Raw genomic sequence first — 26,853 nt, 5'->3', positions numbered from 1 at the left:
GGAAACTAGTCCTGCCTACACGGGATGATTACTACTAGAGTAACCTCCTTTGGTAGCTTTAAACTAATATTTTTTTTTCAAAGAACTCTTGGTTTTTTACACAGCACCTTTGCGGTGAATATTCAAAACCAACTGTCGCCAGACAGTTAAAAAAGGCATATTGATCGTTTTGACTCAATTCTTAATCAGGAAAAACCCTTCCAACTATAAACCAAAACTTTCCAGATCATGAGTTTGGGCATTTCGCCAATCAGTTACTACCTTGCCGGCGAACAAAAACCAATTACAATGAACAAGCTATATTTTTCCGCACTCATCGTGCTGGTCCTTCCATTTCTTGCTTTCCAAACCGATCAGGCTAATGCTGAGCCGCCCGCCGGCTGGATCACCCTTTTCGATGGCACCAGTACCGATGCCTGGCATACCTACCAGAAAGACTATGTTAGCAATGCCTGGAAGATTGAAGACGGAGCACTGGTACTGGACAAAACCGAAGGCTCCGAAGGTGGCGACCTGGTCACCGATCAGGAATTCGAGAATTACGACCTCCGCCTGGAGTGGAAGATCTCCGAATGCGGCAACAGCGGCATCATCTTCAACGTACATGAATCCGAAGAATACCCACGTACCTACCATACCGGACCGGAAATGCAGGTGCTCGACAACAGCTGCCATCCGGACGCCAAGATCCATACCCACCGCGCGGGCGACCTTTACGATATGATCCCCTGCAAAGAGGAAACCGTACTGCCGGCCAACCAGTGGAATACCGTCCGGCTGCGGGTAAAGGACGGCAAGACGCAATTCTGGCTGAATGGCAAAAAAGTCGTAAAATTCAAAATGTTCGACGATAAGTGGAAAGCTATGATCGCCGATAGTAAATTCAAGGACATGCCGGGCTTTGGGAAATACAAAAAAGGCCGGATCGCACTCCAGGATCACGGCGATAAAGTGTGGTACCGCAACATTCGCATTAAAGAACTCTAGAGCTATCTACCGGATAAAAAATCGTGATATAGGCACGTTTAGGTCGCAATTCCGGGAAAATCCACGGTTCAAAGTCAAGCTTTCACCGGGTATTTACCTGGTTTTCGTCTGACTGCTAACGTGATAAATGGCTGAAAATGAAGAAAATCAACCATTTTCGGCTGATCTATTTCACGAATGTTAAATTCACAACAATATTCGGCTTGCAACTCGGAATAAATTTATAAATTTGGCGAGCGGAGCGGATCCGCCAATAATTGCTAAAAACACCTATAACCACTAAATAATTCTCTAATAGATGCGTAAGCACTGCCGCCTCCGGGCGGGCTGTGCGTGATGTAAAGGTTCTTTTTGAACATACGAAAGTAGCCGGTGGCCGTTAGATCGGTCACCGGTTTTTTGTAAGAAACCGCCGGCACTATCTGGCATTGCTCCAATTAGCACGCATTGTCACCAAATTGCCTTGCCATTCTGTACAAAATTCGTATTATAGCGGCCTTGCTACATGTATTACGAAAACCAACGACATGAACCGCTTGCTACCCTTAGCCTTTCTCGCCTGTCTACTGTGGGCTTGTGGCCAAACGCCCGGCGAAGAGGCCTCCCGGGAAGACACTGCTGTGGAAAGCTCCGAAGCACCGTCGGATAACACCCTCAGCGCGGAAGAAAAATCTGAAGGCTGGACCCTGCTTTTTGACGGCCAGTCCATGGATCAATGGCGTATTTTCAACCACGATACGCTGATGGGATGGGCAGTTCAGTCCGGCGAAATGGTCGCCCTCGGGGAAGGAGGGCCCGACGGCCACGGTGCCGATATTATTACCAAAGAAAAATACGACAATTTCGATCTGTCCCTGGAATGGAAAATTTCCGAGGGTGGTAACAGTGGTATCTTCTTCTATGTAGTGGAAGGAGACCAGTACGAAACCGTGTACCATACCGGCCCGGAATACCAGTTGATCGACGATACCGGCTTTCCCGGCGATCTGGCGGCCAGCCAGCATTCGGGAGCCAATTACAGCATGCATGCCCCCAGTTCCATCACTACCAAACCCGTCGGCGAATACAACCTCAGCCGCATCCGGGTGGAAGACGGCCACGTTACCCATTGGCTCAATGGAAAAAAAGTTGTGGAATACGATCTGTGGACGCCCGAATGGCAGGCCCTGATCGATTCCGGAAAATGGAATGATTACCCTGACTACGGCAAGGCCCGCTCCGGTCACCTTGCCCTGCAGGATCACGGCAATAAGATCTGGTTTAAAAACATTAAAATTAAAACACTTTGAAAATTTACATCAATACGCTTTGCTTCGCCCTCTTGCTTTTTAGCGCCTGCTCCAGCGGGCAGAAAGCCATGGGTGGAAAATCCACATCCATTTTCAACGGTAAAAACCTCGACGGATGGGAGATCTACGGTACCGAAAAATGGTACGTCGAAGATGGATTACTCGTTTGTGAAAGTGGTCCGGATAAGGGTTACGGTTACCTGGCCACCACCGACACCTACAAAGATTTTGACCTGACCCTGGAATTCCTGCAGGAAGCCAACGGAAACAGTGGGGTCTTCTTCCGTTCGTCCATCGAAGGCACCAAGATCGCCGGCTGGCAGGCCGAGGTTGCGCCTCCGGGTCACGATACGGGCGGCATCTACGAATCCTACGGTCGTGGCTGGCTCATCAAACCGGAAAAGGGTTCGGACAGCAGCCTAAAAATGGGTCAGTGGAACAACATGCGTATCCGCGTAGTGGGCGATGAAGTAACCACCTGGCTCAATGGCGAACAAATGATCAACCTGGAAGATGAAAAGATCGGTCAGGCTACCGGTCAGATCGCCCTACAGATCCACGACGGCGGTGGCATCAGAGTGAAATGGCGGAATCTGAAAGTGGTTAAATTGTAAAACTCAATGTGTTGATGTGTTAAGGTGCTAAAGTGTTAATGTTGAAGGATAAACTGATCAAGACGTTTCCACATCAACACTTCAACACTTCAACACTCTAACACTTCAACACACCAACACATTTCCACATTCACACATTTCCACGTTAGCACGTTAGCACGTTAGCAAAAAATTAAAACTCATAATATATGTCTCGTAAAATAAGAATGGGAATGGTCGGCGGAGGTCGCGGTGCCTTTATCGGTGCCGTACACCGGATGGCCGCAGCCCTGGACGGACAGATCGAGCTGGTTTGCGGTGCATTCAGTAGCGATCCGGAGAAGTCCAAAGCATCCGGAGAAGATTTCTTCCTGCCTCCCGGGCGGGTTTACGGCAGCTATGCCGAAATGATTGAAGCAGAAAAAAAATTACCGGAAGGAGAACGCATGGATTTCATTTCCATCGTTACCCCCAACCACGTTCACTTCGGGCCGGCTAAAATGGCCCTGGAAAACGGCTTCCACGTCGTGTGCGACAAACCGCTTTCTTTCAATATGGAGGAAGCGCTGGAACTGGAGAAACTGGTAAAAGATACCGGTCTGATCTTTGCCCTGACGCACAACTACACCGGCTACCCCATGGTAAAACACGCCAAAGCCATGGTAGAGAACGGCGAGCTCGGTAAGATCCGTAAAGTGGTTGTCGAATATCCGCAGGGATGGCTGGCCACCCGGGTGGAAGAATCCGGACAGAAACAGGCCGACTGGCGGACCGACCCCAAGCGCTCGGGTATTGCTGGAGCGATGGGCGATATCGGTACCCACGCCGAAAACCTGGCCGAATACATCACCGGACTACGGATCAAAGAGATCTGTGCGGACCTCACCGCCTTTGTGGAAGGCCGGAAACTGGATGATGACGGCAATGTACTCCTGCGTTTTGACAACGGCGCTAAAGGCGTACTGCACGCCAGTCAGATCTCCGTTGGTGAAGAGAATAACCTCAACATCCGGGTTTACGGCGAAAAAGGCGGTATTGAATGGCACCAGATGGAGCCCAATACGCTCGTTGCCAAATGGCTGGATAAACCTACGCAACTGCTGCGTACCGGAGTCGGTGAACTGTCACCCTCCTCCGCAGCGCACACGCGAATACCGGCCGGTCACCCGGAAGGCTACCTGGAAGCATTCGCCAGCATTTATCGCAACTTTGCCTACTGCGTCCAGGCCCGTCTGGCCGGTAAAGACCCGGATCCGCTCTACACGGATTTCCCTACCGTCAGCGACGGCGTACGGGGGATGCGCTTCATCGAACGGGTTGTTGCATCGAGCAACAGCAGCGAGAAGTGGTTATCCTTTGATTAAAAACTAGTTGTCGGTTGCCAGTCGACGGTTGATCAATGCTCATACTGCCGACTGTCAACCGGCGATTGATAAGCTTGCGAATTTGAAACATCCATTTTTTATTCTCGTCTTTTTCCTGCTGACCGGTCCGATCGGCCTGTACGCCCAGGTGCCCATCCTGGATTCAGGAGGCGATATCATGCCCGAACAGGCGGCCTACGATGTACATTTCTATGAACTCGATCTAAATATTGATCCTGAAGCCAAAAGCATCGATGGTAATGTGCTGATCCGGGCCGCAGTGGTACACCCCTTGACCTATTTTGTACTGGACCTGGATACCCTGCTGGGCATCGAACGGGTGGAAGAAAAAATAGATGGTCAATGGCTGGAAAGACGCCTGTCCCGCGATGAAGGGAAAGTCTGGATCGACCTGGAACATACCCGGCAACCGGAAGAAGCCCTGGAAATGCGGGTACATTACGGGGGCCAGCCCCGGGTAGCGCCCAATCCTCCCTGGAACGGCGGATTCACCTGGGAGCAAACCAGTTCCGGAGCGCACTGGATCGCCACCACCTGCCAGACGAACGGTGCCGACCTCTGGTGGCCCTGCAAGGATCACGTTTCCGACGAACCGGATTCGGTAGCCATCCACATCCGGGTACCCAAGCCGCTCGTTGTGGCCACCAACGGCCGCTTACAATCTGTAGATGAAGCGGATGAGCACCGGACCTATCACTGGCTGGTTTCCACTCCGATCAACATCTATAATGTGGCCCTTAACATCGCGCCTTACGTAGTGATCAAAGGGGAAATGGAAAGCAGCGTAGCCGACGCTCCTTATCCGGTAGAGTTTTACGTACTACCGGAAGATGAGGCAAAAGGCCGGGAATTGTTCCCGGAGATCATGGAGCACCTGGATTTCTTCGAGCGATTCCTGGGCCCCTACCCTTTCCGCGCCGATAAGTACGGTGTGGCCCAGACGCCTCACCTCGGCATGGAGCACCAAACCATCATCGCCTACGGGGCCAACTTTTCCAACGGCTCCATGACGGGTGGTAAAGACTGGGGATTCGATGCCCTGCATCACCACGAACTGGCCCACGAATGGTGGGGCAATCTGGTGACCAATTTCGACTGGCGGGATATGTGGCTACACGAAGGATTCGGTTCCTACATGCAGGCCCTCTACATCGAAGAACTTTCGGGGATGGAAGCCTACCGGGAATACATGGGCCGGGCCCGTTTTTTCCGCAATACTTTAGCGGTTGCCCCCCGGGCTTCCCGCAGCGCCGCCGAGATCTACCGGGCACCGATCTACACCAAGGGCGCCTGGATACTGCATACGCTACGCTATGTGCTGGGCGATGAAGCTTTCTTCCAGGCCCTACGCCGAATGGCGTATCCTGATCCGGCACTTGAAAAAATCACGGACGGCAGTCAGACGCGTTTCGCAGCTACCGAGGATTTTCTGAGTATCTGCGAGTCGGTTTCCGGCCGGGAACTGGATTGGTTCTTCGATCTGTACCTGCGGCAGCCGGCCCTGCCCGTGCTGCATTCCCGCATCGAGGGCAACGAATGGCAATTATCCTGGGAAACCCCGGACGGACTGCCTTTCTCCATGCCGATAGAAATTAAGATGGATGGCAAGACGGTTAAAAAAGATATTCCAGCCGAAGGGCTCACCCTCAAGATCAAAAAGGGTGACCAACCGGAAGTGGATCCCGACGGATGGATCCTCATGGAAGTGAAATAATTTTAGGGAAGGAGCGCCAGTTACCTTCCGTTACCAGAAAAAAGTAAAACAACAATGAAAACCATTAAAGGACCTGCTATATTCCTAGCACAATTTATGGGAGACGAACCTCCCTTCAATTCATTAGACAGTATCTGCAAATATATGGCCGACCTCGGGTACAAAGGGGTACAGATCCCCACCTGGGACGATCGGCTGATCGATCTGGAAAAAGCCGCCGACAGTAAGGATTACTGCGATGAGCTGAAAGGTAAAGTAGCTTCCTACGGCCTGGAGATTACCGAATTGTCCACTCACCTTCAGGGACAACTGGTAGCGGTCCACCCCGCCTATGATTCCATGTTCGACGGCTTCGCTCCGGAGGAAGTGCACAACAATCCCAAGGCACGGACGGAATGGGCAGTGCAGCAGGTAACCTGGGCGGCAAAAGCCAGCCGGAATCTGGGACTGGACGCTCAGGTCACCTTCCCGGGCGCATTGCTGTGGCCCTTTATGTATCCCTGGCCCCAACGGCCGGCCGGTCTGGTGGACATGGGCTTCGGCGAACTTGCCAAGCGCTGGAAACCGATCCTGGACGCCCACGAAGAGCAGGGCGTATACGCCTGCTACGAACTTCACCCGGGCGAAGACCTCCACGACGGAGCCAGCTTCGAACAATTCCTGGAAGCGGTTGACGGTCACCCCCGTGCCTGTATCAACTACGATCCCAGTCACTTTATCCTGCAGGGCCTCGATTACCTGCAGTTCATCGATTTTTACCACGAACGGATCAAGGCCTTCCACGTGAAGGACGCCGAATTCAATCCTACCGGGAAGCAGGGCGTTTACGGCGGCTACCAGGGTTGGGTAGATCGCGCCGGACGGTTCCGCTCTCTGGGCGACGGACAGGTGGATTTTGTGGGCATCTTCAGTAAACTCAGCCAGTACGATTACGACAGTTGGGCCGTACTGGAATGGGAATGCTGCATCAAGAGCCCCGAACAGGGCGCCGCAGAAGGAGCACCCTTCATTCAGGACCACATCATTCAGGTGACCGCCAAAGCATTCGATGATTTTGCCGGCGGTGGCGTGGACGAAGAAGGTAACCGAAAAGCACTGGGCCTCTAGAGATTAGACCGGCCCGCAATTATTAAGAAAAAAAGACAAAAGCCGCTGGATGATCTTCATCACCCGGCGGCTTTTGTATTATACCTATTTTTGGCCGTCAGTCTGCTCCGGGCAACGTCCAATCAGTCGTACCAATGACCATCTGCGGCTGTTGACCATCGCCAAATTTACTGACGACTTCCATCAATTAACCCTATATTTGAGCGATGAGGCACAGGCAAATTTTATGGATCATCAGCTTGCTGTTAATTTCAGCAAGCGGACTACTCGCACAGGATTTCACCCAGATATTAAGGGGCAGGATCACCGATACGGATACCGGGCAGCCACTGGTGGGCGCTTCCGTCCAGTTACTGGGTACGGACCTCGGTACCATCACCGATACGGAGGGCATTTATCGCCTGGATGCCGTACCGGTAGGCCGCTACCGGCTGCAGGTCAGTTATGTCGGTTTTCAACCGGTGATCATTCCGGAGATCTATCTCACTTCGGGAAAGGAAGAAGTGCGAGACGTGGCGCTCAGTGAGCAGGCCGCGGACCTGGATGCCATCGTGGTGCGCGCTCCCCGGGGAGACGTTTATACCACCTCTCCTACGGTCAAAACCCTTACGGTGGAAGAAACCCTACGTTTTCCGGCTACCTTTTTTGATCCGGCCCGGCTCGTGACCACTTTTGCGGGCGTGGTGCAGGACAATGATCAGGGCAACGGCATTTCCATTCGGGGTAATTCGCCCAATAGCCTGCTCTGGCAACTGGAAGGCGTCGATATCGTCAATCCGAACCATACCCCCAATGCCGGCACCTTTAGTGACCGGGTGACCGCCAACGGCGGCGGGGTAAATATCCTGAGTGCACAATTGCTGTCTACCTCCTATTTCTACACCGGAGCATTTCCGGCCAATTACGGCAATGCCCTCAGTGGGATCATGGATATGCGACTGCGGCCGGGTAATAATCAGCAATACGAATTTACGGGACAGGCCGGTCTAATCGGTCTGGAACTGGCTACGGAAGGCCCATTCGGCACCGATTCTCAGGCCAGTTACCTGGTCAATTACCGCTACTCTTTTGTCGGTCTGCTGAGTCTGCTGGGTGTAGACGTAGGCGATGAGGATATCAGTTTTCAGGATTTATCATTCAATCTGGTGTTCCCCGGGAAGAAAGGAAGCGAATTTACCCTCTTCGGTATGGGTGGTATCAGCGAGAATAATTTTATCGCCGAGCGCGACAGCAGCCTCTGGGAGATCCGCAAAGACCGTTATGATATCCGTTTTGAATCCAGAATGGGCGCTATTGGCTCAACCTACAAAACTCCGGTCGGTGAGCGGGGACTCTGGCATACCGCTGCGGCTTTTTCCATATTGGAAAGTACCCGGCTCGGAGATCGCCTGGACGACAACTACGAAGCCATTCGCCTGGAGGATGACGTTTACGATCAAAGCAAACTATCCGTACACTCCTTCTATCAGTATAAGGCCAATGCCGCCAACCGGCTGCGGTTGGGCGTTAATGCCACCCTGCACAGCTACGATATCCTATCCCAGCAGAATGTCGGTAGTGTTCCCGTCAGCGGAACCGGCGACGGCTGGCTGTTCCAGCCTTACGTAAATTGGCAAAGTAAATTATCCGCCGGGCTGACCTCCAACCTCGGATTACATTACAGTCACTTCGGATTTAACGGCAGCAATGCCGTCGAGCCGCGGGCATCCATCGAATGGGCGCCCAGCTCGGGCAATCGCTGGAGCCTGAGCTACGGATTGCACAGTCAGTTGCAGCAACCGCAATTGTATTTCTCCTCCGCTTCGGATCGCAATCAGGATCTCGATCTGTCCAAAGCGCACCATTTTGTACTGGGATACCGCAAGAGTCTGAATTCCGGTTCGCAGATCACCACGGAACTGTTCTACCAGTCCATTTTCAACGTTCCGGTCAGTGCTCAATCTAGTTCCTTCTCTGCGCTCAATCTGCTGGAAGGGTTCATCGACGAAGCCCTGGTGAACGAAGGCACCGGAAAAAATTACGGTATTGAATTGAGCTGGCAGCAATTCGTATCCAATGGATTTTATTATCTCTTCAATGCCACGGCCTACCAGTCGAAGTACACCGGTTCGGACGGTATCGAGCGGGATACACGCTTTAATGGCAACTACATCTTCAACGCTACCGCCGGTAAGGAATGGCGACGCATCAGCAAAAAGGGAAAAGATCGTCTCTGGGGCATCAATTTCCGGATCGCCTATCTGGGCGGTTACCGGGATACCCCGATCGATGAAACGGCTTCCCGTACGGCCGGTCGCACGGTTTACGAAACGGACCGGGCCTTCAGTATCCAGCAAAAGAGCTATTTCCGCACTGATCTACGCTTTTATCTGAAACGCAACAAGGCCGACGCCAGTCGTACCCTTTCATTGGATATCCAGAACCTCACCAATGCCGAAAACACGGCCTACAGCTATTACGATGCCCAGCAGAATGCGGTGATCGTGCAGCACCAGTTGGGACTGATCCCCATGTTGAGTTATCGGGTGGAATTCTGATATAATAAAATGAGGAGAAAGATCGAAGACAAGTCCTCTACTGCCAGGCATTAAACTACAATCAAAAACCAACCAACATGCAAAAGACATTACACATTATCGTCGCCGTACTTTTCGTACTTTTTGCCGCCGTCCAGTATAACGATCCGGATGGTTGGAAATGGATCATCCTATATCTGATCATTGCCGGCATCGTCGGTTTCGGAGCCGTAGGTAAAAGGGACAAAACCTTTATTCTGGCCGCACTCGGGCTATCCGGGATCTGGTTTCTCACCCTGATCCCCGATTTCATCCATTGGGTGAATATGGGAATGCCGACGATCGTAGAAACGATGAAAGTAGAAGCACCGCACATCGAGTTGACGCGGGAATTCCTCGGCATTGGCATCTGCCTGGCCGCCTTATGGTGGCAATATCGGCTGGCCAGGAAACAGGAAGCGGCTGTCGACTAGACCGTTTACGATGGGAAGGTGTTGTCCATCAGCGCACAACACTGTCCGATTTTGAACACTTATTGACTGCAAAATCGACCGTAATTCATTAATAATCAAACTACTGCAAGTCTGGCATAAATCTTGGCGTCAATTGGTAACTATTGATCGATCTTACCATGATGAATACGAATTTCCTACGCCAGATCTCCCGGCAAATCCGTCGGCATCCCCTCTTCTACGGTCTTAATCTGCTGGGCCTGGGCCTGGGTATTGCCTGTGCCTTCGTCCTGCTGAGCTATGTCCGTCAGGAATGGAGCTACGATCGCTCCATTCCCGATGGAGAACAGATCTACCGGATCGGCACCAACTTCATGGACATGGGCGGCTTTGCCATCAGTCAGGAAAAGCTCCAACCCGTGCTCCAGGAAAAATGCCAGGCGGTGGCGTACGCTACCCGGTTTCGCGGCAGCAGCGGATTCACATTCGAGGCCGATCAGCAGACCTTCCCGGTAGATGCGGGGCTTTATGTTGATACCAACTTTTTCCGGGTCTTTCCTTACGAATTTATTGAAGGACAGGCCGGGGATGCCCTCGTAACGCCGGATCAGATCGTCCTGACCGAAGAGGTTGCCCAACGCATATTTGGAACGGGGCCCTATCTGGGTAAAACCCTATCCCTGAAGGATGAAAAAAGTACCTTTTCCGTAGCCGGCATCGTGCGTCCTTTCCCGGGCAAAACACACCTACCGGCCGGAGCGTGGCTTTCGGTAGCACCGCAGCTCTCGGATGACCGTTCCTGGACCTCGGCCCGTTATTACACCTACGTCAAACTCAATTCGCAATCCGATAAAGGCAATCTGGAAGATTTTTTCGCGCAATTGCAACGGGAAGAGATCCATCCGCAATCGGCACCCAATACCAGCTTTGAAACCTGGATCGGCGGTAGCCAGGCCGTACATTTCTACGTACAGCCACTGCAGGAGATCTACCTGTACTCCGATCTCAATATGGACCTGATCAGTGGGGGCAATCCCACTCAGGTCTGGATACTCGGTATCATCGGCGTGTTTATCTTGCTGATGGCCGGAGTCAATTACGTGAACCTCAGTACCGCCACCGCTTCCGCCCGGGCCAAAGAGATCGGCATTAAAAAAACGATGGGCGCCAACCAAAGCCAGTTGATCGTACAGTTTTTGGGCGAATCGCTTACCCTCAGTCTGCTGGCCATGGTCGTTGCCGGAAGTTTATCCGGCCTGTTGCTGAAACTACTGGAAACGGTAAGTGGCGAAGTTTTACTCAGTTCCATCCTGGACGGAACGCCCCAGTGGCTGTTGCTCCTGGGTTTTTCCGTACTTACCGGGCTGCTGGCCGGGGCCTATCCGGCCTTCCATTTGTCACGTTTCCAACCGGTATGGGCGCTAAAAAGCGACAGTATGGGACACCGGAAAGGCCATCTGCGCAACGTGCTGGTCGTATTCCAGTTCAGTATTGCCGCCGCCCTGATGATCGGCAGTCTGGTGATCTTTCGGCAATTGTCCTATATGCAAAATTCGGACAAAGGATTTCAGCACGATAATGTATTGGTGATCCGTAATTTCAATGACCTGGGCACCAAAAAAGAGACGCTGCGGGAAATGGTGGAGCAGAACAGCCAGGTAGTCACCACCAGTATCAACAGCCGCATGCCGGCCGGATATAACCTCTGGCGGGCCACCTACCAGTCCGAAACAATGGACCAGGCCATTTCCCTGAATGGCTTCCCGATCGACGAGCATTATCTGTCGGCGATGGATATCAAGCTGTTGGAAGGACGCAATTTCTCCGGCGATCTGGCTACCGATACCAGTAATGTCATTCTGAATGAATCGGCCGTAAAAGCACTGGAATTGGAAGAACCGATCGGGGCGGTGCTGAATGATGACCGCCGCGTGATCGGTGTCGTATCGGATTTTAATTTTGAATCTTTCCGAAACCAGATCGCGCCAATAGTCTTCAATTACGATGTTGACGGTTATCAGTTGGCGATTAAACTGACGGGTAACGATCTGCCCGGTTTTGTCCGCCACCTGGAAGACAGCTGGTCCCAACTGGCCGGAGATGAAAAGATCCGTTATTATTTTCTGGATGACAATTTAGCAGAATTGTCGGCCAAAGAAGCCGTGCTAAGCCGGGCAATTGGTATTTTCACGGTACTGGCACTCTTTATCGCCTGCCTGGGTCTATTCGGACTGACCACCCACGCCACTTCCCGAAGAGCCAAGGAGATCGGAGTGAGAAAAGTACTAGGCGCTACGGTCAGTCAGATCGTTGTGCTCTTATCCCGGGATTTTCTCAGTCTGGTGGCGCTGGCCTTTGCCATCGGTATACCGGTAGCCTGGATACTCGTCAACAAGTGGTTGCAGGGTTTTGTCTACCGCATCGATCTCAACTGGTGGATGTTTGCCGCTCCGGCCATTGCGGGCGTCGTGATCGCATTCCTGACGTTGAGCTACCAGTCCGTTTCCGCAGCCCTGAACAATCCGGCGGAGGTACTGAAGGATGAATAGGAATGAATCCTAAGTGTTCAAAAACGGACACTTCCTGTCCAAATGTGGACAAGGATACGGCTGTAAAATCTATTTGATTGTTTATAAGTTATTGATTTTCAATACCAAACTCAACTGGCACAAATCTTGAACCTTTTCATTCGAAAGCTCAGTTGAACGGTTGACAATTTGCAAATTGCACCTTATTTTACGAAAGCTTTAAATTATCAGATCCCGGAAGACCGGGCACCAAAATAATAACCAATGATCGTACTGAAAGACCTGGAAAAAAGCATTCGCAGTGGATTGAAGAAAGTCTGGCTCCTCAACCAGATCAACCTGGAGATCCAGGAAGGAGAATTTGTGACCATCATGGGGCCCAGCGGTGCGGGAAAAACCACCCTGCTCAACATCCTGGGTATGCTGGAAACCAGTTCCGGCGGCGAATATTACTTCTACGATGAGGCCATTCACCGGCTGAACGAACGTCGCCGCAATGAGATCCACAAAGAATACATGGGCTTTGTATTTCAGGCTTATCATCTGATCGATGATCTGACGGTCTACGAAAATATTGAAACGCCCCTTTTGTACCGCAATGTAAAAAGTAAGGACCGCAAAAGCATCGTAGCCGATGTGCTGGACCGCTTCAACATTGTGGCCAAGAAGGATCTGTTTCCAGATCAGTTGTCGGGCGGACAACAACAGTTGGTAGGTGTGGCGCGGGCTATTATTCACAAGCCCCGCCTCCTACTTGCCGACGAACCCACCGGAAATCTTCACAGTAAGCAGGGCGAACAGATCATGGACCTGTTCAAGGAACTCAACGATCAGGGTGTGACCATCGTACAGGTGACGCACTCCGAAAAAAATGCCGAATACGGTACCCGGATCATCGAACTGGTTGATGGCAATATCAAAAATGATGAGGTCATCCGCGAGATCCCGAAACGCATAGAGGTCTAACGGCAGTCCCAGAAGGCCTTCGCCGGTCCTGAAACATTTACGAGACTACTTTAGAAGTAAGACAATTGCTACCGCGATCCGGACCCGGTCCGGATCCGGGAAGTTATTGCATTGCACCAAAGAAAGCGTCCACCAAAAAATACGATAATTAATATGTGGCTCAACTATCTGAAGATCGCCTGGAGGAATTTGAAAAAGTACAAGTTCTTTTCCTCCCTCAATATTGGAGGATTGGCTATCGGTATGGCGGTCGCCATTCTGATCACCTCCTATATCCAAAACGAGCTACAAGTAAACCAATGGGTGCCCGATGGAAGCAATATCTATCGGGCATACCGTTATTTCGCCGGCTCATCCAGCGACGGACAGGCCAATTCTCCCGGCATACTGGCTACCGAGCTAAACCGGCAGTTTCCGGCCATCGAGCAGGCCACTACCCTGGGTGAAGAATCTGACCAGCTGTTGACGGCGGCGGACAAATCCATCTACCTCGACGAGGTTGCCTTCGTAGATTCCAATTTTTTAAATGTATTTGCCCTCCCCTTTCTGCACGGCAACCGGCAGGATGCTTTCCAGCATCCTGAGTCGGCCGTCATTTCGGAGACTACGGCCCGCAGGTTTTTCGGCCAGACCGACGTCATTGGAAAAACCCTGGTGCTCAACGATGAGGTCAACCTAAACATCACCGGAGTTTACCCCGAACTGTCGGGAAAAACCCACCTGGATTACGATATTTTTATCAGGAGTACCTCCCAGCAAATGTCCTGGCTGGCCTATCGCTATGAGACTTACGTCAAAACGGTCCCCAACACCCAGCTGGCTGGCCTGGAAGAACAGGTCACCGAACACCTAAAACCCATTTTATTGCAGGAATTCCAACGGGCCAATTTTGAGATCACCGCAAATGATCTGCCCCTGTGGAAATTACAACCACTGCACGATATTCATCTTTACTCCCGAAATATGGGAGCTATCCGGCCCGCCCGGGGCAACATCCATTATCTCTACATTTTCGGTTTTATCGGACTCCTGGTGCTGATCATGGCTGCCATCAATTACATCAATCTCAGCACGGCCCGGGCCGGCAATCGCGCCCAGGAGATCGGAGTGCGCAAGGTGAATGGTGCCCTGAAGCAGCAACTGGTCGCCCAGTTCCTGACCGAATCGGTATTTCAGAGTATCCTGGCGGCCCTGATCGCCTTTCCCCTGGCCAGATTGGTGCTCCCTTTATTTAATGAAGTCAGCGGCCGCGAGCTCACTCTGGCGGGTGCTCAACTTACCGGCATTCTGCTACCCTTTCTGGGGATCAGTCTGTTGGTCGGACTACTGGCGGGGATCTATCCCGCACTGGTACTCTCCGGTTTTCAGCCTACCCAGGTGTTCAAAGCCGGGCAGAACGTGCGGATGGGGCATCAGGTATTGCGCAAAGCACTGGTCGTGGTTCAGTTTTCCGGAGTGGTCATTCTGATCATTCTGACTACGGTCATGTACCGGCAGGTCCGCTTTATGCTCAATCAGGACCTTGGCTTTGGCGCCGAAGAGGTCGTCGTGGTTCCTATGAATTACTCCGGATCCTGGCGGGAGGTCATGGCTAAAAAAGAGCTCTGGGAAAAGCAGCCCGGGATCACTTCCGTATCTACGGCATCAACCTTTCCCGGAGATTCCCCGGTTGATTATACCATTGAGATCGAAGGGCTGGACGATCGTTACCGCGCTCCGGAAATGATCTTTGCGGATGCCGATTACGCCGAGGTACTGGATCTACAGCTGGTCGACGGTCGCTTTTTTTCCAACACCATCAGTAACGATACCCTCACTGCATTTGTGGTCAACCAGGCATTTGTCCGGGAATATGAACTCGAAACACCCGTCGGTACCCGTCTTCGTTTCCCCTGGCGGGAAGGCTGGGGTGAAATTGTGGGTGTTGTCAAGGACTACCACTACCAGGGCCTGGATAACCGGATCGAACCCGTAGCTTTATTCGGCGGTCCCATCAGTCGGGGTCAGTTTGCGATCCGGTTTCAGCCGGATCAATGGTCGGAGGTACTCAGCTTCCTACGCAGCGAATGGCCGACGATCGAACCGGCACATCCGTTCCGCTACAATCTGCTGAACGAACATTTTGCCACGCAGTACGCCGAATATAATCAGATGGGTAGTACTTTCCTGTACAGCGCCGGGCTAACCATCCTCGTGGCGGTACTGGGATTGATCGGACTGGCGAGTTTTACCGCCCAACAGCGTACCAAGGAGATCGGCATCCGGAAGGTACTCGGAGCCAGCGTGCCGGAGCTTATGAGTATGCTGATGCGTCAGTTTGTGGCCATGAGCCTGATCGCCGGGCTGGTTTCCATTCCGCTTGCCTTTTGGCTGACTCAATCCTGGTTGGAAGATTTTGCCTACCGGGTGGATCTGAATATCTGGCACTTTGTGATCGGCATCTTACTGGCGGTGACTATTACAATCCTTACCGTAAGCCTGCAATCGCTACGGGCCGCCATGGTTAATCCGCTGGAGAGCCTGCGAAGCGAATAACTCCACCCTATTCCTAAAACAAGATCCCCTATCCGGTAACCATCGTGGTCCGAATAGGGGATCTTGTTCGTTAATACGGTTCCTAAATGATCTGCCGTTTATTGCCGGCGGCGGCGATCTCTGCCTCCGCCATCATTGTGCAATTCCCGGTAATCATCCATAGTGGTGCCGGTATTGAAATGGCGCAAATTGTAACTGAACGTCAGCATAAAATAGCGTTGCAGCACATTGGATTGCATATCCTCCACGTACAGTTCGGTGACGTTCCGGCGAATGTTGTTGTTCTGCTTGAACAGATCATAAACATTCAGGCTCAGTTCACCCCGGTCATTCTTCAGGATCTTGGTACCCAGGCTCATATTCAGAAGAACGAAACTCCGGTCGAGGTCTTCCGCCAGACCACTGTTGTACCGGTGATTGACATCCAACCGGTACACGATGTCCTTGAATATGATCCAGTCGTAGCTCAGACGGGTCGACTGGTAGAAGTAGTTGTTGTTCAGTGATGGCCGTAGCGAGTTTTCCACCACATTGTAACTGGAACGGGTAGAGAAATTAAAGTCGATATTTTCGCTGATATTACTGCTGATGGAGAAACCCACGCGGAAGTTGGTATTATCCACGAAATTGATCTCTTCGTTGATCATCCCCGGACGGTGGCTGTAGTTGACCGATCCGAAAATATTACCGTTGGACTTGATGAAATCCAGTGGCTGACCGTAATTCACATAGGAACGGAAGTCCCAAAAGCCGTCGAGGTTGACCGGCCGGGAAAGCTGAGAGCCTTCTTCCAACACCACCCCTTCGTCCAGTTCGATAGTCTCCGTCGCAATAAAAGAACTATTGGCGATGTAATTATCGGTAATGGAACTGGAGAGATACACAAAGAAAGACTGATCCGTTTCCGTATTCCGACTGCGATAGCGGGCCCGGAGTCGGTTGGTAAAGGCCTGGTCCAGATCGGGATTACCCGTGCGCAGGCGCAGCGGATTGGTAATATCGATCACGTCCTGGAGTTGCCCGATGTTCGGTGCATTATTCCGGGTATCATAATCAATATCCAGACGTTTGGTCTTGGAGAACTGGAAGTCCATTCTAACGGTAGGCGCCAGGTTCTCAAAAGTACGCTCGATATAAAAAGGCTGTGGAAATTCCTGATCATTGGTCAGATCCGCTCTCCGGTATTCGGCTTCCACCTGCAGGCGGAATTTTTCTACCCGGTACTGGTAGCCGATCTCCACTTCCTGGGACAGGTAATCACTGGTAAAAGTGTTACTCAGCGCCGTATCCGGCAGCAACCGGATCTCCGTGGGGTCCTGCTCGTCCAGCACGTCGTAGGTGATCTTATCCGAATCGTTCAGGTTATTGCCGATCTCGTATTCCAGCTCTACCTGTCCTCTTTTACCGATCGGTTCGGTATAGGACACATTGGTCTCCCAATTGAATCCCGTGCGATCCCGGGTAGTGTATTGATTGAGTATTTCCTGCCGCTGATTTTCCCCGTAAAAGTTATTTTCGGCCAGCCGGTTGGATTCGTCCTGATTGGCGTGGTAGCCGCTGTTGCCGCCTACCGTCAGGCTGCGACCTTTTTTGGGAAAGCGGTGACTAAAGAAAATACTACCGCCGATATCGTAATCATCGTTATCCGCCGTGCGGTTGTTTTCCGTTTGGTTGAGCGGATCGCCGCCCACCGTAGTGCGACCGAAGAAATAAGATTGATCCTTATCGTTTTTCATCGAAGCGTAGGGTCGGAACAACAGGCGGTTATTCTTATCCGGATTGTATTCCAGACGCATATTGAAACGATGATCCTGATTGCGCTGAATGTTGTTGCTGTTTTCGCGGTACAATTGTCCTTCGCTGGAAGGTAAGATGTAATCCCGGATCCGAATGGAGCGGCCTTCATTCTCGCGTTGACTAAAGGTGTAACTTCCCGTCAGTTCGACCTTATCGCCCCAGTTATCACTAAAATTGACGCCCAGGGTGTTGGTGTTGATGATGCCGTCCTGCGTCCTGCTCTCGCCCTGACTATTGGCATCCGCGGAATAATCCAGGGCATTAATGTTATTACTCAGTCCCATGACGGTGACCCGCTTATCTTCATTAAAGAAGTTGACACTGGCGCCAAGCAGGTAGCGGCCGCGCGAGCCGTAGCCCGCCGACATCTTACCGAACTGTCCGCTTCTCCGGTTGGCCTTGGTGATGATGTTAATGGTCTTTTGCCGTTCGCCGTCATCAAAGCCGCTCATTTCGGCTTTATCGCTTTTCTGGTCGTAGATCTGTACACTTTCGATCACTTCAGCCGGCAGGTTTTGCAGCGCCGATTTGACGTCATTGCCAAAAAAGGGTTTTCCGTCCACCAGGATCTGGGCGACGTTTTCTCCCTGTGCCTGGATGGTCCCGTCCTGGAGCGTTACGCCGGGCAGTTTTTCCACCAGGCTCTGGGCACTGGCGTCCCGCATGGTCTTAAAGGCGGCAGCATTAAACTGCGTGGTATCTCCAGTTTGGGTGCCCGTTGACCTGCGGGTAGCAATGGTTACTTCACCGAGCCAGGTCGTTTCTTCTTCCAATGACAGCGGTCCCAGGCTCAGGTTTTGTTTTTCAACCGCTATAGGTTGGGAAAAGGACTGATAACCCACATATTGGACCTTTAGTACATAGTTGCCGGGGGCAATTCCGTTGATCTCGAAAACACCTTCGAAATCGGTAACGGCGCCCTTCACGGTAGCGGAATCTTTAGGATGCAGCAACATCACCGTTGCCGCGGGGAAAGTCGTTCCATCCTGGGCGCTCTGTACGATACCACTTATTGAATAAGTTTGCGCACTCACCTGGAAAGAACAGAACAGCAAACCAATAAACAGCATGCTGAATTTTGAAAACGTCGGGTTGGATAGGTACTTAGGAATCATTACTACGCTTAAAAATTTTATTAGTTGGTAATTATTTCGTTTTGTGAAAAAGGCTTCCGTTTGCTGTATCACAACAACTCAGGCAAAAAAAGGATCACCCAATTTCCAGCTCAGGAATTGAGGATAGGATCCAATCGGAGGATGAACCAGTCTAATTATTTGATTTAAATGTTCCTAATGACCTTTAGCAGGCAAGATTTAGTTCTGTCAGTAGTGATCGTATAAAATTTCGCAGATATTGGCTAGGCTAATTTTACTATCAAGATTTCTATATAGTTTCCAACGCAATGTAGTAGAAATAGTTGTAAAATGATAGGGAATTAACGAATGAAAGTAGCTCCCACTTCCAGTCGGAGCAATTCTACCGACTGGAAGTGGGCATACGTTAGGGGTTTCTGCCACTGGAAGTCGGCATTACTCATCACGCAAACCATCCACCGGATTGGCCCGGGCTGCGGACCACGAGCGGAGAGAGATCGTGATCACCGCGATCAGGGACGCTGCCAGACCGGCCAGCAAAGGCATCCACCAGTGCAGCTCAATACGGTAGGCGAAATTCTCCAGCCAGCGTTGCATCGCCCACCAACTGAGAGGCGCGGCGATCAGAAACGCAATGCCGACCAGCAGCAGAAAATCCCGGGACAGCAGTTGCAGAATACTCTGGGTAGAGGCCCCGAGGATCTTGCGGATACCAATCTCTTTGGTGCGCCGGGCAACCACGAAGGTGATCAGACCGAACAGTCCCAGACAGGCGATAAAAATGGCTAGACCGGTAAAGAGGGCAAATACATTGGCCAGCCGGGTCTCCCCTTTGTAAAGTTGATCGTACCGCACATCCAGGAATCCGTACCGTAGCGGTACTCCCGGTTCGAAAGCCTGCCAGCTCTTTTCAATATGGTCGATAGCAGCCCGGGGATTACCGGCCGCCAGTCGTACGGTGATATAATCCTTAAAAACAAATCCCTGGAAGTACTGAATAGCCAGTGGTTTTACTTTATGGTGCAGAGATTCCAGATTGAAATCCCGGACCACCCCAATGATCTCCAGTCGTTCTTCGTCTTCGGTTCCTTCATTTTTGATCAGGTACTTTCCGATCGGTTTGTCCAGTCCCAGATAGGCAACCGCCGCTTCGTTCAGGATCAGGCCGGTTGAGTCCGCTGAGGTCCCCGCCCGGAAGTTGCGGCCGGCCTGCAATTCTATTTCCAGCGTTTCCAGATGGTCCTCATCGATCTGATACCAGTCGACACCCCAGGAAACCTCGTCTCCTTCTTTTTTGAAATCCCGCCGCTGGTAAGTATTCAATCCGGGAATACCGTTGGAAAAGCTGGCCTGAATAATATCCGGATGCCGGCGGAGTTCTTCTTTGAACGCCGGTCCGCGTTCTTCGATTTCCCGATCATTTTCGATCACGACCACCTGTTCTTTAGTAAAGCCCAGTTGTTTGTCCTGAAATAGATCCACCTGTTTTTTGATCACCAGCGAGGCCGTGATCAGGCCGATGGATAACACAAACTGAAACACGACCAGCCCATTACGGATCGCCGTATCCGACCAGCCGGAACGGTGTTGGCCCTTCAGTACCTCAGCCGGGCGGAACCAGGAAAGATAAAACGCCGGATAGATCCCCGACAGAAAACCGACCACCAGCCATAAGCCGGCGGCGATCAGCCCCATGGAGCTCCAGTCGGCGGATTCCAGGAAGCTGACGTCGAGCAAATTACCGGTCAATCGGGTCAGGCCTTTCGTGAAGATCAGGGCCAGTCCGGCCGCCAGACCGCTCACCACCATGGATTCGGCCAGGAATTGACGGATCAACAGTGGGCGCGAAGCACCCATCACCTTTTTAACGCCTACTTCCCGGGCCCGCCGGCTGGCCTGAGCGGTGGCCAGGTTCACAAAATTAATCCCGGCGATAAAGATGGTCAGCAGGGCAATGAGGCCGAATACCTTTACGTAGGTCATGTTGCCGTTCGGGCGCATCTCCCGCAGATAGTTGGAGGTCAGATGAATGTCCGTCAGCGGTTGTAGCAGGTATTCCATCCGATTTCCCGAATTGCGGAATTCCGCTACGCCCTGGTCCATAAAAGGCAGTGCGTACTTATCTACGATCTGATCCAGTAGTTCCTCCAATTGTGCTTTCCAACCCGCTTCGGCGACGGCTTTTTCGGATACCCGCAGGTAGGTATGCATGACGTTCCAGCTCCAGATCTGATTGCGGTACAGGTCATCCGGATACGAATTGGCCGAAACGAGGAACTCGAATTGCAGATGGGAATTAGCCGGCTGATCTTCCATCAGGCCGGTAATCGTCCAGGGCGTTCCGGCATCCTTACCGCCCATAATGCGGCGGCCGACGATATTACCCCGTTCCACAGCTTCTTTTCCAAAATATTTAATCGCTGCGCTTCGCGGCAAGACCACGGAGGTCGGCTCGCTCAGTACCGTTTTAGGATCGCCCTCGATGAGGCCAAAATCAAATACTTCGAAGAAACTCTCATCTACCGCGTACACTTCAGTTTCCCGGTAGGCATTTTCGAAATCATTTTCCGGCCGCATGGTAAAATCCGACCAGTAAAACACCCGGCAGACCGCCTCGGCTTCCGGGATTTCCTCCCGGATGACTTCCGCCAGCGGCGGCGGAGCCGTTGCGTAGCGCTCCTCCTCCCCATCGATGGACCAGAAGGTATTGACCCGGAAAACCCGGTCGGCATCCCCGTAAAATTGATCATAGCTCAGTTCGAATTTCATATACTGCGCTATGGTCAGAAATGCCGCCATGCCTACCGCTAATCCCAATAGGTTGAGGCCAAAAGTTAATTTATTCTTCAGTAAACTACGCCAGGTGATTTTCAACATTTGATCTTTAAGTTCTGTGTTTTCTGATTAACTGATCCGACCGGATTATGCAGTCAAAAGTTCCGTACTGCAAAAACCCGGCGACATCATTTTTATTCGCTCCGCAGTGATTCCACGGGATTGTTCAGCGCGGCCCGGATGGCCTGGATACTCATCGTCAGGAAGGCGATCAGCAAGGCCAGCCCCCCGCAGAGAGCAAACAACCACCAGCTGAGCTCGATCCGGAAGGTAAATTCGGTGAGCCATTTGGTGGTGGCCCACCAGGCAAAGGGTATGGCGATGGCAAACGCAAACGCCACCAGTATCAGGAACTCCCGGGAAAGTAATCCGACTATATTGCTGACCGTCGCCCCCAGTACTTTTCGGACCCCGATCTCCTTGGTACGCTGGTTGGCCGCAAAGGAAACCAGGCCGAAGAGCCCCAGACAGGAAATGAGGATCGCCACCAGCGTAGCCGTCCGGACCAGTTTAGCCGTCCGTTGCTCAGCTTCGTAAAAATTAGCAATAGACTCATCCAGGAAATGATAGTTAAAATTCTCATCCGGATAAAATTCCTTCCATTTGCTTTCCAGGCGGCTGATGAATCCTTCCAACTGATCGGCATCCCCGCCGGCTGTAGGCAGCTTGATGCCGACCGCCCCGAACGAGGGTCTTCGATTGGCAATCGCTACCGGCACAATGGGTTCGTGCAGGGAACGCGTATGGAAATCGGATACGATCCCCACTACCGGGACCTGTTTTTTATTGTAACTGAGCAGTTTGCCGATGGCATCCGCCGGTTGCTGGTAACCCATCTGCCGGGCAAAGGTCTCATTGATAAGCATTTCCTTTACCGTATCGCTCGGCAGCAGATTGCGTCCCGCCATCAGTTCGATACCGTAGAGATGGATGTAAGATGTATCGCCAAATTTGCGAAATACATTCAGGGATTTTTCTTCTCCCCCATCTTTGTAGTTCATCACGTTGGAGGAATAGCCATTTTCCGCCGGCGGAGCCTCGTGCCGGCTCAGCGTCAGGATCTCCGGCCAGCGTTCCAGTTCGGCCACCAGGGCATCTTTGTACAGCGTATCCCGCCACGGCATGTAGAAATAAACGATAGCATCCTTATCAAAGCCCATATCCTTGTTGAGCATAAACCGGATCTGCTGGCCCACCGCCAGGGTGCCAAAGATCAGTACCTGGGCGATAATGAACTGAAAAACGACCAGGCCCCGGCGCAGGTTATGGGATCCGCCGCCTTTACCCATGGAACCGATCCGGTCCTTGAGGGCCAGAGCCGGGCGGAAAGAAGACAGCACGAAGGCCGGGTAGATCCCCGCCAGTAGCGCCACCGTTAAGGTGGTACCGGCGATGAATAGCAGCGTGGACGGATCACCGATCTCAAAAGTCAGATCCGACGGGATGAAGTCGGAGAAGAACCAGAGTGATAGTTTGGTCAGACCCAGCGCTACCACCATGGAAATGGACGTCAGTAAAAAGGTCTGCCCCAGGAACTGGCCCATCAGGTTTTCTTTGCTACCGCCGAGCACCTTACGCACCCCTACTTCCCGGGCCCGCCGGATGGACTGGGCCGTCTCCAGATTGACGAAGTTGATCGCCGCGACGATCAGCAGCAGGATCGCCACCCCGATCAATACGTAGAGCGTAGAGCGGTGGGCCGGACTGCGACTATTATCAAAAATACCCAGCTCGCTGTTGAAGTGGATCTCCGAAAACGGCTGTAACTGATAATGCGCAAAAAAGCCGTGATCGTCATTTTCCTGTGCATACTGCTCTTCCAGACTGGCAAATTGCGCCTTGATATCTTCCGGCTGCTTTCCGGGCAAGAGGCGGATAAACAACTGGGAAGAGCTATTGGTACTGTTCAGATCGTTTAATTGATAATTTCTTTCCCAACCACCGTTTTCTACCGTGGCAAAAGAAATGAAATCCTGGAATACCAGGTCCGTATTCTTAGGAGGCGCTTCGAAGATGCCGCTCACGGTCATCACGGTCGAATCCCCGTAGATCAGTTCCCGCCCAACGGCATCCAGCGGATTGGTCACGCCGAAGTACTGAAAGGCTTTTTCATCACTGAGCACCACCTGGTTGGGTTGGCTCAGTGCCGTTTCCGGTTCACCGCTCAACCATTGGTAATCGGAGAACACCGAAAAATAATCGGGTGTAACGACGGCCAGGTCATTTTGCCGGCTCTCATCCAGGCGCACGCCCTGCTCATTCAGCGGACTTACCGACGATGCTGTGGTAAAGAACGGACTGGTATAAGCCACCCCGCTGACGTTTTCTTTGATCCAGGGGCTAACCGCCGTGGCCACTCCCCGATTCGTTCCGTCAAAAACACCGGAGAAAGAGGTGTACACCCGGTAGATCTGATCGCGGTTTTGCCGAAATTCATCAAAGCTCATTTCGAAATGAACGATCGAAGTGATCACCAGACAGGCGGCAATACCGATCGCCAGCCCGATCACATTGATGAAAGCGTAGAGTTTGTTCCGTCTGAGATGGCGGAAAGCGAGTAAGAGATTTTTTCTAAACATCCTATAAATGATCTGATGAAACGATGAAATGAAAATACGCTTCCTTTAGCGAATACTCAACTCACCAAAATTTATTCATTTTTTAAAGATTCTACGGGGTTTACCAGAGCCGCCCGCAGGCTTTGGTAGCTCACGGTAAGGAAAGCGATCAGCACCGCGATGATACCGGCCAATACAAAATACCGCCAGCTCACATCGATGTGGTAGGCGTAATTGGATAGCCACTGCCTCGTAACGATCCAGGCCAGTGGAATAGCCAGAATAAATCCGATGATCACCAGCCGAAGAAAATCCCGGGATAACATGCCGACCAGACTGACTACCGAGGCTCCCAGTACTTTCCGGATCCCGATCTCCCGGGTACGGCGCTCCGCAGTATAGGTAGACAGGCCGAAGAGGCCCAGACCGGTAATGAATATCGCGATTACCGTAAACCATTTAATGATGGTTGCCGTTCGGCTTTCCGCTTCGTGCAGGCTATCGAATGACTCGTCAAAAAAGCGGTAGGTAAAAGGTTGGCCCGGCTCGAAAACAGCCCACTTCTGTTCGATCTCCGCCAGGGTCTTCTCAATATAATTGGCTTCCAGGCGCAAAGAGAGCTCGTAACACCAGGAAGGTTCCATAAAAAAGTACAGCGGGGCGATGGGTTCCTGCAGAGAACGAAAATGGAAATCCTTTACCACACCGATGATCGGTCCCGCTTCGCGTCCGACTGCCGGCATCGCCAGTTGCTGACCTACGGGATCTTCCCATCCCAGTTGACGCGCGGCCGTTTCATTGATCAGATAAGCGGCCGAATCGGTGGCCATATCCACCCGGAAATTGCGTCCGGCGGCCAGTTCCATCTGGTAGGTATCCAAAAAGTCCGGATCCACCACCAGGCAACGCATAGCGGGCTGCTGGTCCTCGGGCAGGCCGACTGCCTCGTAGGGTACCCCGTAATCACTGCCTCCGGGACGATTGGCCGCTACGCTCACCGTTTGCACCCCGGGTAAGCTCAGTAATTCGGATTTAATAGTCGCAGCCTTGCGGACACTTTCTTCATCGCGGAAATCGATCACTACGACCTGTTCCTTATTGAACCCGAGGTTTTTATTTTTGATATATGCCAACTGACTGCTAATGACCAGAGCGCCGATAATGAGAAAAACGGCGATGGCAAACTGAGCCACGACGAGCCCTTTACGGAGCAATCCGCTGCCTCCTCCCAGGGAGACACTGCCCTTCAGGATCTTTCCGGGCCGGAATCCCGATAACACAAAGGCCGGATAAGCTCCGGACAACAGCCCGACCAGTAGCGTAAGGGTGATCAAAGCTCCGGTGAGTAAACCATTATGAGCCAGGTCAAGCGTCAATTCGCTTCCCAGGAAAGTATTCAGAAAGGGTAAAAAGGTAGTGGCCAGGAGCAGGGCCAGAAGTACGGACAGACTCACTACTAAGTAGGATTCTCCCAAATACTGGCGGATAAGCGAACCCCTGGTCGCCCCGGTCACTTTACGCATCACTACTTCCTTAGCCCGGTGTACCGCTCTGGCCGTCGCCAGATTGATAAAATTGAAACAGGCGATCACCAAAATGAATAAGGCGATAATGCTGAATAAGTAGACGTAGGTGATATCCGAGTTGGTGCCGATCTCCCGGTGCAGTTTGGAGTGGAGATGAATACTGGCCAGCGGTTGGAGAAAAGGATGAGTAGCCGCGGCACGTTCCGCATCCAGGTTCCGCTCCAACATTACCTGAAGTTTCGTTTCAACCGTCCCGGGCGCGGCATTTTCCCGCAACTGTACGTAGGTGTAGAACTGGTTCCAGCGTGACCAGTCGTTCATGTCCGGATGGCTGTAAGTAGACAGGGACACCAGATAGCGCGGTCGGAAATGAGAATTTTCCGGCACCTCTTCCATCACTCCGGTTACCTGGTACTCCTCACCGTCAATCGTGATCGGTTGACCTATCGGATCCTGACCGTCAAAGTATTTCTTTGCCAGGTTTTCATCCAATACAATGGAGTTGGGCTGGGTAAGTGCAGTTTGGGAATCTCCCTGCACCAGCGGCCAGGTGAACATGCTGAGCGCCGTAGAATCCGCAAAGTACCCAAAGCTTTCGTAGGTATTCTGTTCGCCTTTGCGAAATACGGAGCGGCCAAAGATCACAAAACGGCAGACCGAGCTGATCTCCGGAATGGTACGGCCGGCTTCTTCGCCCCAGGGAGCCGTTACCTTCGCTATCCCGTTCTCGTATGTAGATCCGGTCACCTGGTTGGCCAGACGAAAGATCCGCTCGTGCTTTTCGTGATAGCGGTCGTAACTCAATTCGTTCTGCACGTACAGTCCGATCAGCAGACAGCAGGCAAAACCCAGTGCAAGGCCGAAAATATTGAGCAGCGAATAGGTTTTATTTTTCCACAAAACCCGGAGCGCCAGTTTCAAGTTATTTTTCCACATAATGCTGATACTATGAGCCGGAGTTGCTGCCGTGC

15 protein-coding genes are annotated in these 26,853 nt (G+C 52.0%); 11 read left to right on the top strand and 4 right to left on the bottom strand.

Translation table 11 applies throughout. The annotated features are described in order from the left end of the window. Positions 1 to 288: 288 nt before the first annotated feature. The 11 genes from CRP01_RS34785 to CRP01_RS34735 all read left to right on the top strand — a co-directional run bounded on the left by CRP01_RS34785 (position 289) and on the right by CRP01_RS34735 (position 16,072). Complete coding sequence (locus CRP01_RS34785; protein ID WP_099154698.1) at positions 289 to 987, top strand: 3-keto-disaccharide hydrolase; 699 nt, start codon at positions 289 to 291, stop codon at positions 985 to 987. A 527-nt stretch (positions 988 to 1,514) separates the two neighbouring features. Continuing rightward, positions 1,515 to 2,276 carry a 3-keto-disaccharide hydrolase gene (locus CRP01_RS34780; RefSeq protein ID WP_099154697.1) on the top strand — a complete coding sequence of 254 codons (762 nt, stop codon included), beginning with the start codon at positions 1,515 to 1,517 and terminating at the stop codon, positions 2,274 to 2,276. A gap of 68 nt (positions 2,277 to 2,344) precedes the next feature. Continuing rightward, positions 2,345 to 2,890, top strand: a complete 546-nt coding sequence (locus CRP01_RS34775; RefSeq protein ID WP_099154703.1) for a 3-keto-disaccharide hydrolase — start codon at positions 2,345 to 2,347, stop codon at positions 2,888 to 2,890. Positions 2,891 to 3,078: 188 nt separating this feature from the next. Beyond that, positions 3,079 to 4,233 (top strand): Gfo/Idh/MocA family protein, encoded by a 1,155-nt coding sequence (locus CRP01_RS34770; protein ID WP_099154696.1) that lies wholly within the window; start codon positions 3,079 to 3,081, stop codon positions 4,231 to 4,233. A gap of 82 nt (positions 4,234 to 4,315) precedes the next feature. Further along, positions 4,316 to 5,968: a M1 family metallopeptidase gene (locus tag CRP01_RS34765; RefSeq protein ID WP_233752814.1), complete on the top strand. Its 1,653-nt coding sequence runs from the start codon at positions 4,316 to 4,318 to the stop codon at positions 5,966 to 5,968. 54 nt (positions 5,969 to 6,022) lie between these two features. Then, complete coding sequence (locus CRP01_RS34760) at positions 6,023 to 7,075, top strand: sugar phosphate isomerase/epimerase family protein (protein WP_099154695.1); 1,053 nt, start codon at positions 6,023 to 6,025, stop codon at positions 7,073 to 7,075. A gap of 239 nt (positions 7,076 to 7,314) precedes the next feature. Beyond that, complete coding sequence (locus tag CRP01_RS34755) at positions 7,315 to 9,612, top strand: TonB-dependent receptor (RefSeq protein ID WP_170110670.1); 2,298 nt, start codon at positions 7,315 to 7,317, stop codon at positions 9,610 to 9,612. Between the two features lie 77 nt (positions 9,613 to 9,689). Next, positions 9,690 to 10,064 (top strand): transmembrane 220 family protein, encoded by a 375-nt coding sequence (locus CRP01_RS34750; RefSeq protein ID WP_099154693.1) that lies wholly within the window; start codon positions 9,690 to 9,692, stop codon positions 10,062 to 10,064. A 158-nt stretch (positions 10,065 to 10,222) separates the two neighbouring features. Further along, on the top strand, positions 10,223 to 12,592 hold the full coding sequence (locus CRP01_RS34745; RefSeq protein ID WP_143473671.1) for an ABC transporter permease: 2,370 nt from the start codon (positions 10,223 to 10,225) through the stop codon (positions 12,590 to 12,592). A 243-nt stretch (positions 12,593 to 12,835) separates the two neighbouring features. Then, on the top strand, positions 12,836 to 13,537 hold the full coding sequence (locus CRP01_RS34740) for an ABC transporter ATP-binding protein (RefSeq protein ID WP_099154691.1): 702 nt from the start codon (positions 12,836 to 12,838) through the stop codon (positions 13,535 to 13,537). Between the two features lie 153 nt (positions 13,538 to 13,690). Then, a complete protein-coding gene (locus CRP01_RS34735; RefSeq protein ID WP_099154690.1) occupies positions 13,691 to 16,072 on the top strand; it encodes an ABC transporter permease in 2,382 nt (793 codons plus the stop codon). Between the two features lie 98 nt (positions 16,073 to 16,170). Here CRP01_RS34735 and CRP01_RS34730 read toward each other — a convergent pair whose 3' ends face one another. From CRP01_RS34730 to CRP01_RS34715, 4 genes are all read right to left on the bottom strand, one after another. Then, positions 16,171 to 18,939: a TonB-dependent receptor gene (locus tag CRP01_RS34730; protein ID WP_099154689.1), complete on the bottom strand. Its 2,769-nt coding sequence runs from the start codon at positions 18,937 to 18,939 to the stop codon at positions 16,171 to 16,173. 459 nt (positions 18,940 to 19,398) lie between these two features. Further along, positions 19,399 to 21,840 carry an ABC transporter permease gene (locus CRP01_RS34725; RefSeq protein WP_099154688.1) on the bottom strand — a complete coding sequence of 814 codons (2,442 nt, stop codon included), beginning with the start codon at positions 21,838 to 21,840 and terminating at the stop codon, positions 19,399 to 19,401. Between the two features lie 92 nt (positions 21,841 to 21,932). Continuing rightward, complete coding sequence (locus tag CRP01_RS34720) at positions 21,933 to 24,377, bottom strand: ABC transporter permease (RefSeq protein ID WP_099154687.1); 2,445 nt, start codon at positions 24,375 to 24,377, stop codon at positions 21,933 to 21,935. 71 nt (positions 24,378 to 24,448) lie between these two features. Next, positions 24,449 to 26,818: an ABC transporter permease gene (locus tag CRP01_RS34715; protein WP_143473670.1), complete on the bottom strand. Its 2,370-nt coding sequence runs from the start codon at positions 26,816 to 26,818 to the stop codon at positions 24,449 to 24,451. Positions 26,819 to 26,853 lie beyond the last annotated feature (35 nt).

Origin of the sequence: Flavilitoribacter nigricans DSM 23189 = NBRC 102662, from assembly GCF_002646595.1 — a bacterium.
GTDB lineage: Bacteria > Bacteroidota > Bacteroidia > Chitinophagales > Saprospiraceae > Flavilitoribacter > Flavilitoribacter nigricans.
Note: the sequence above shows the minus strand (reverse complement) of the source record. Positions and strands in the feature narration are given on the sequence as shown.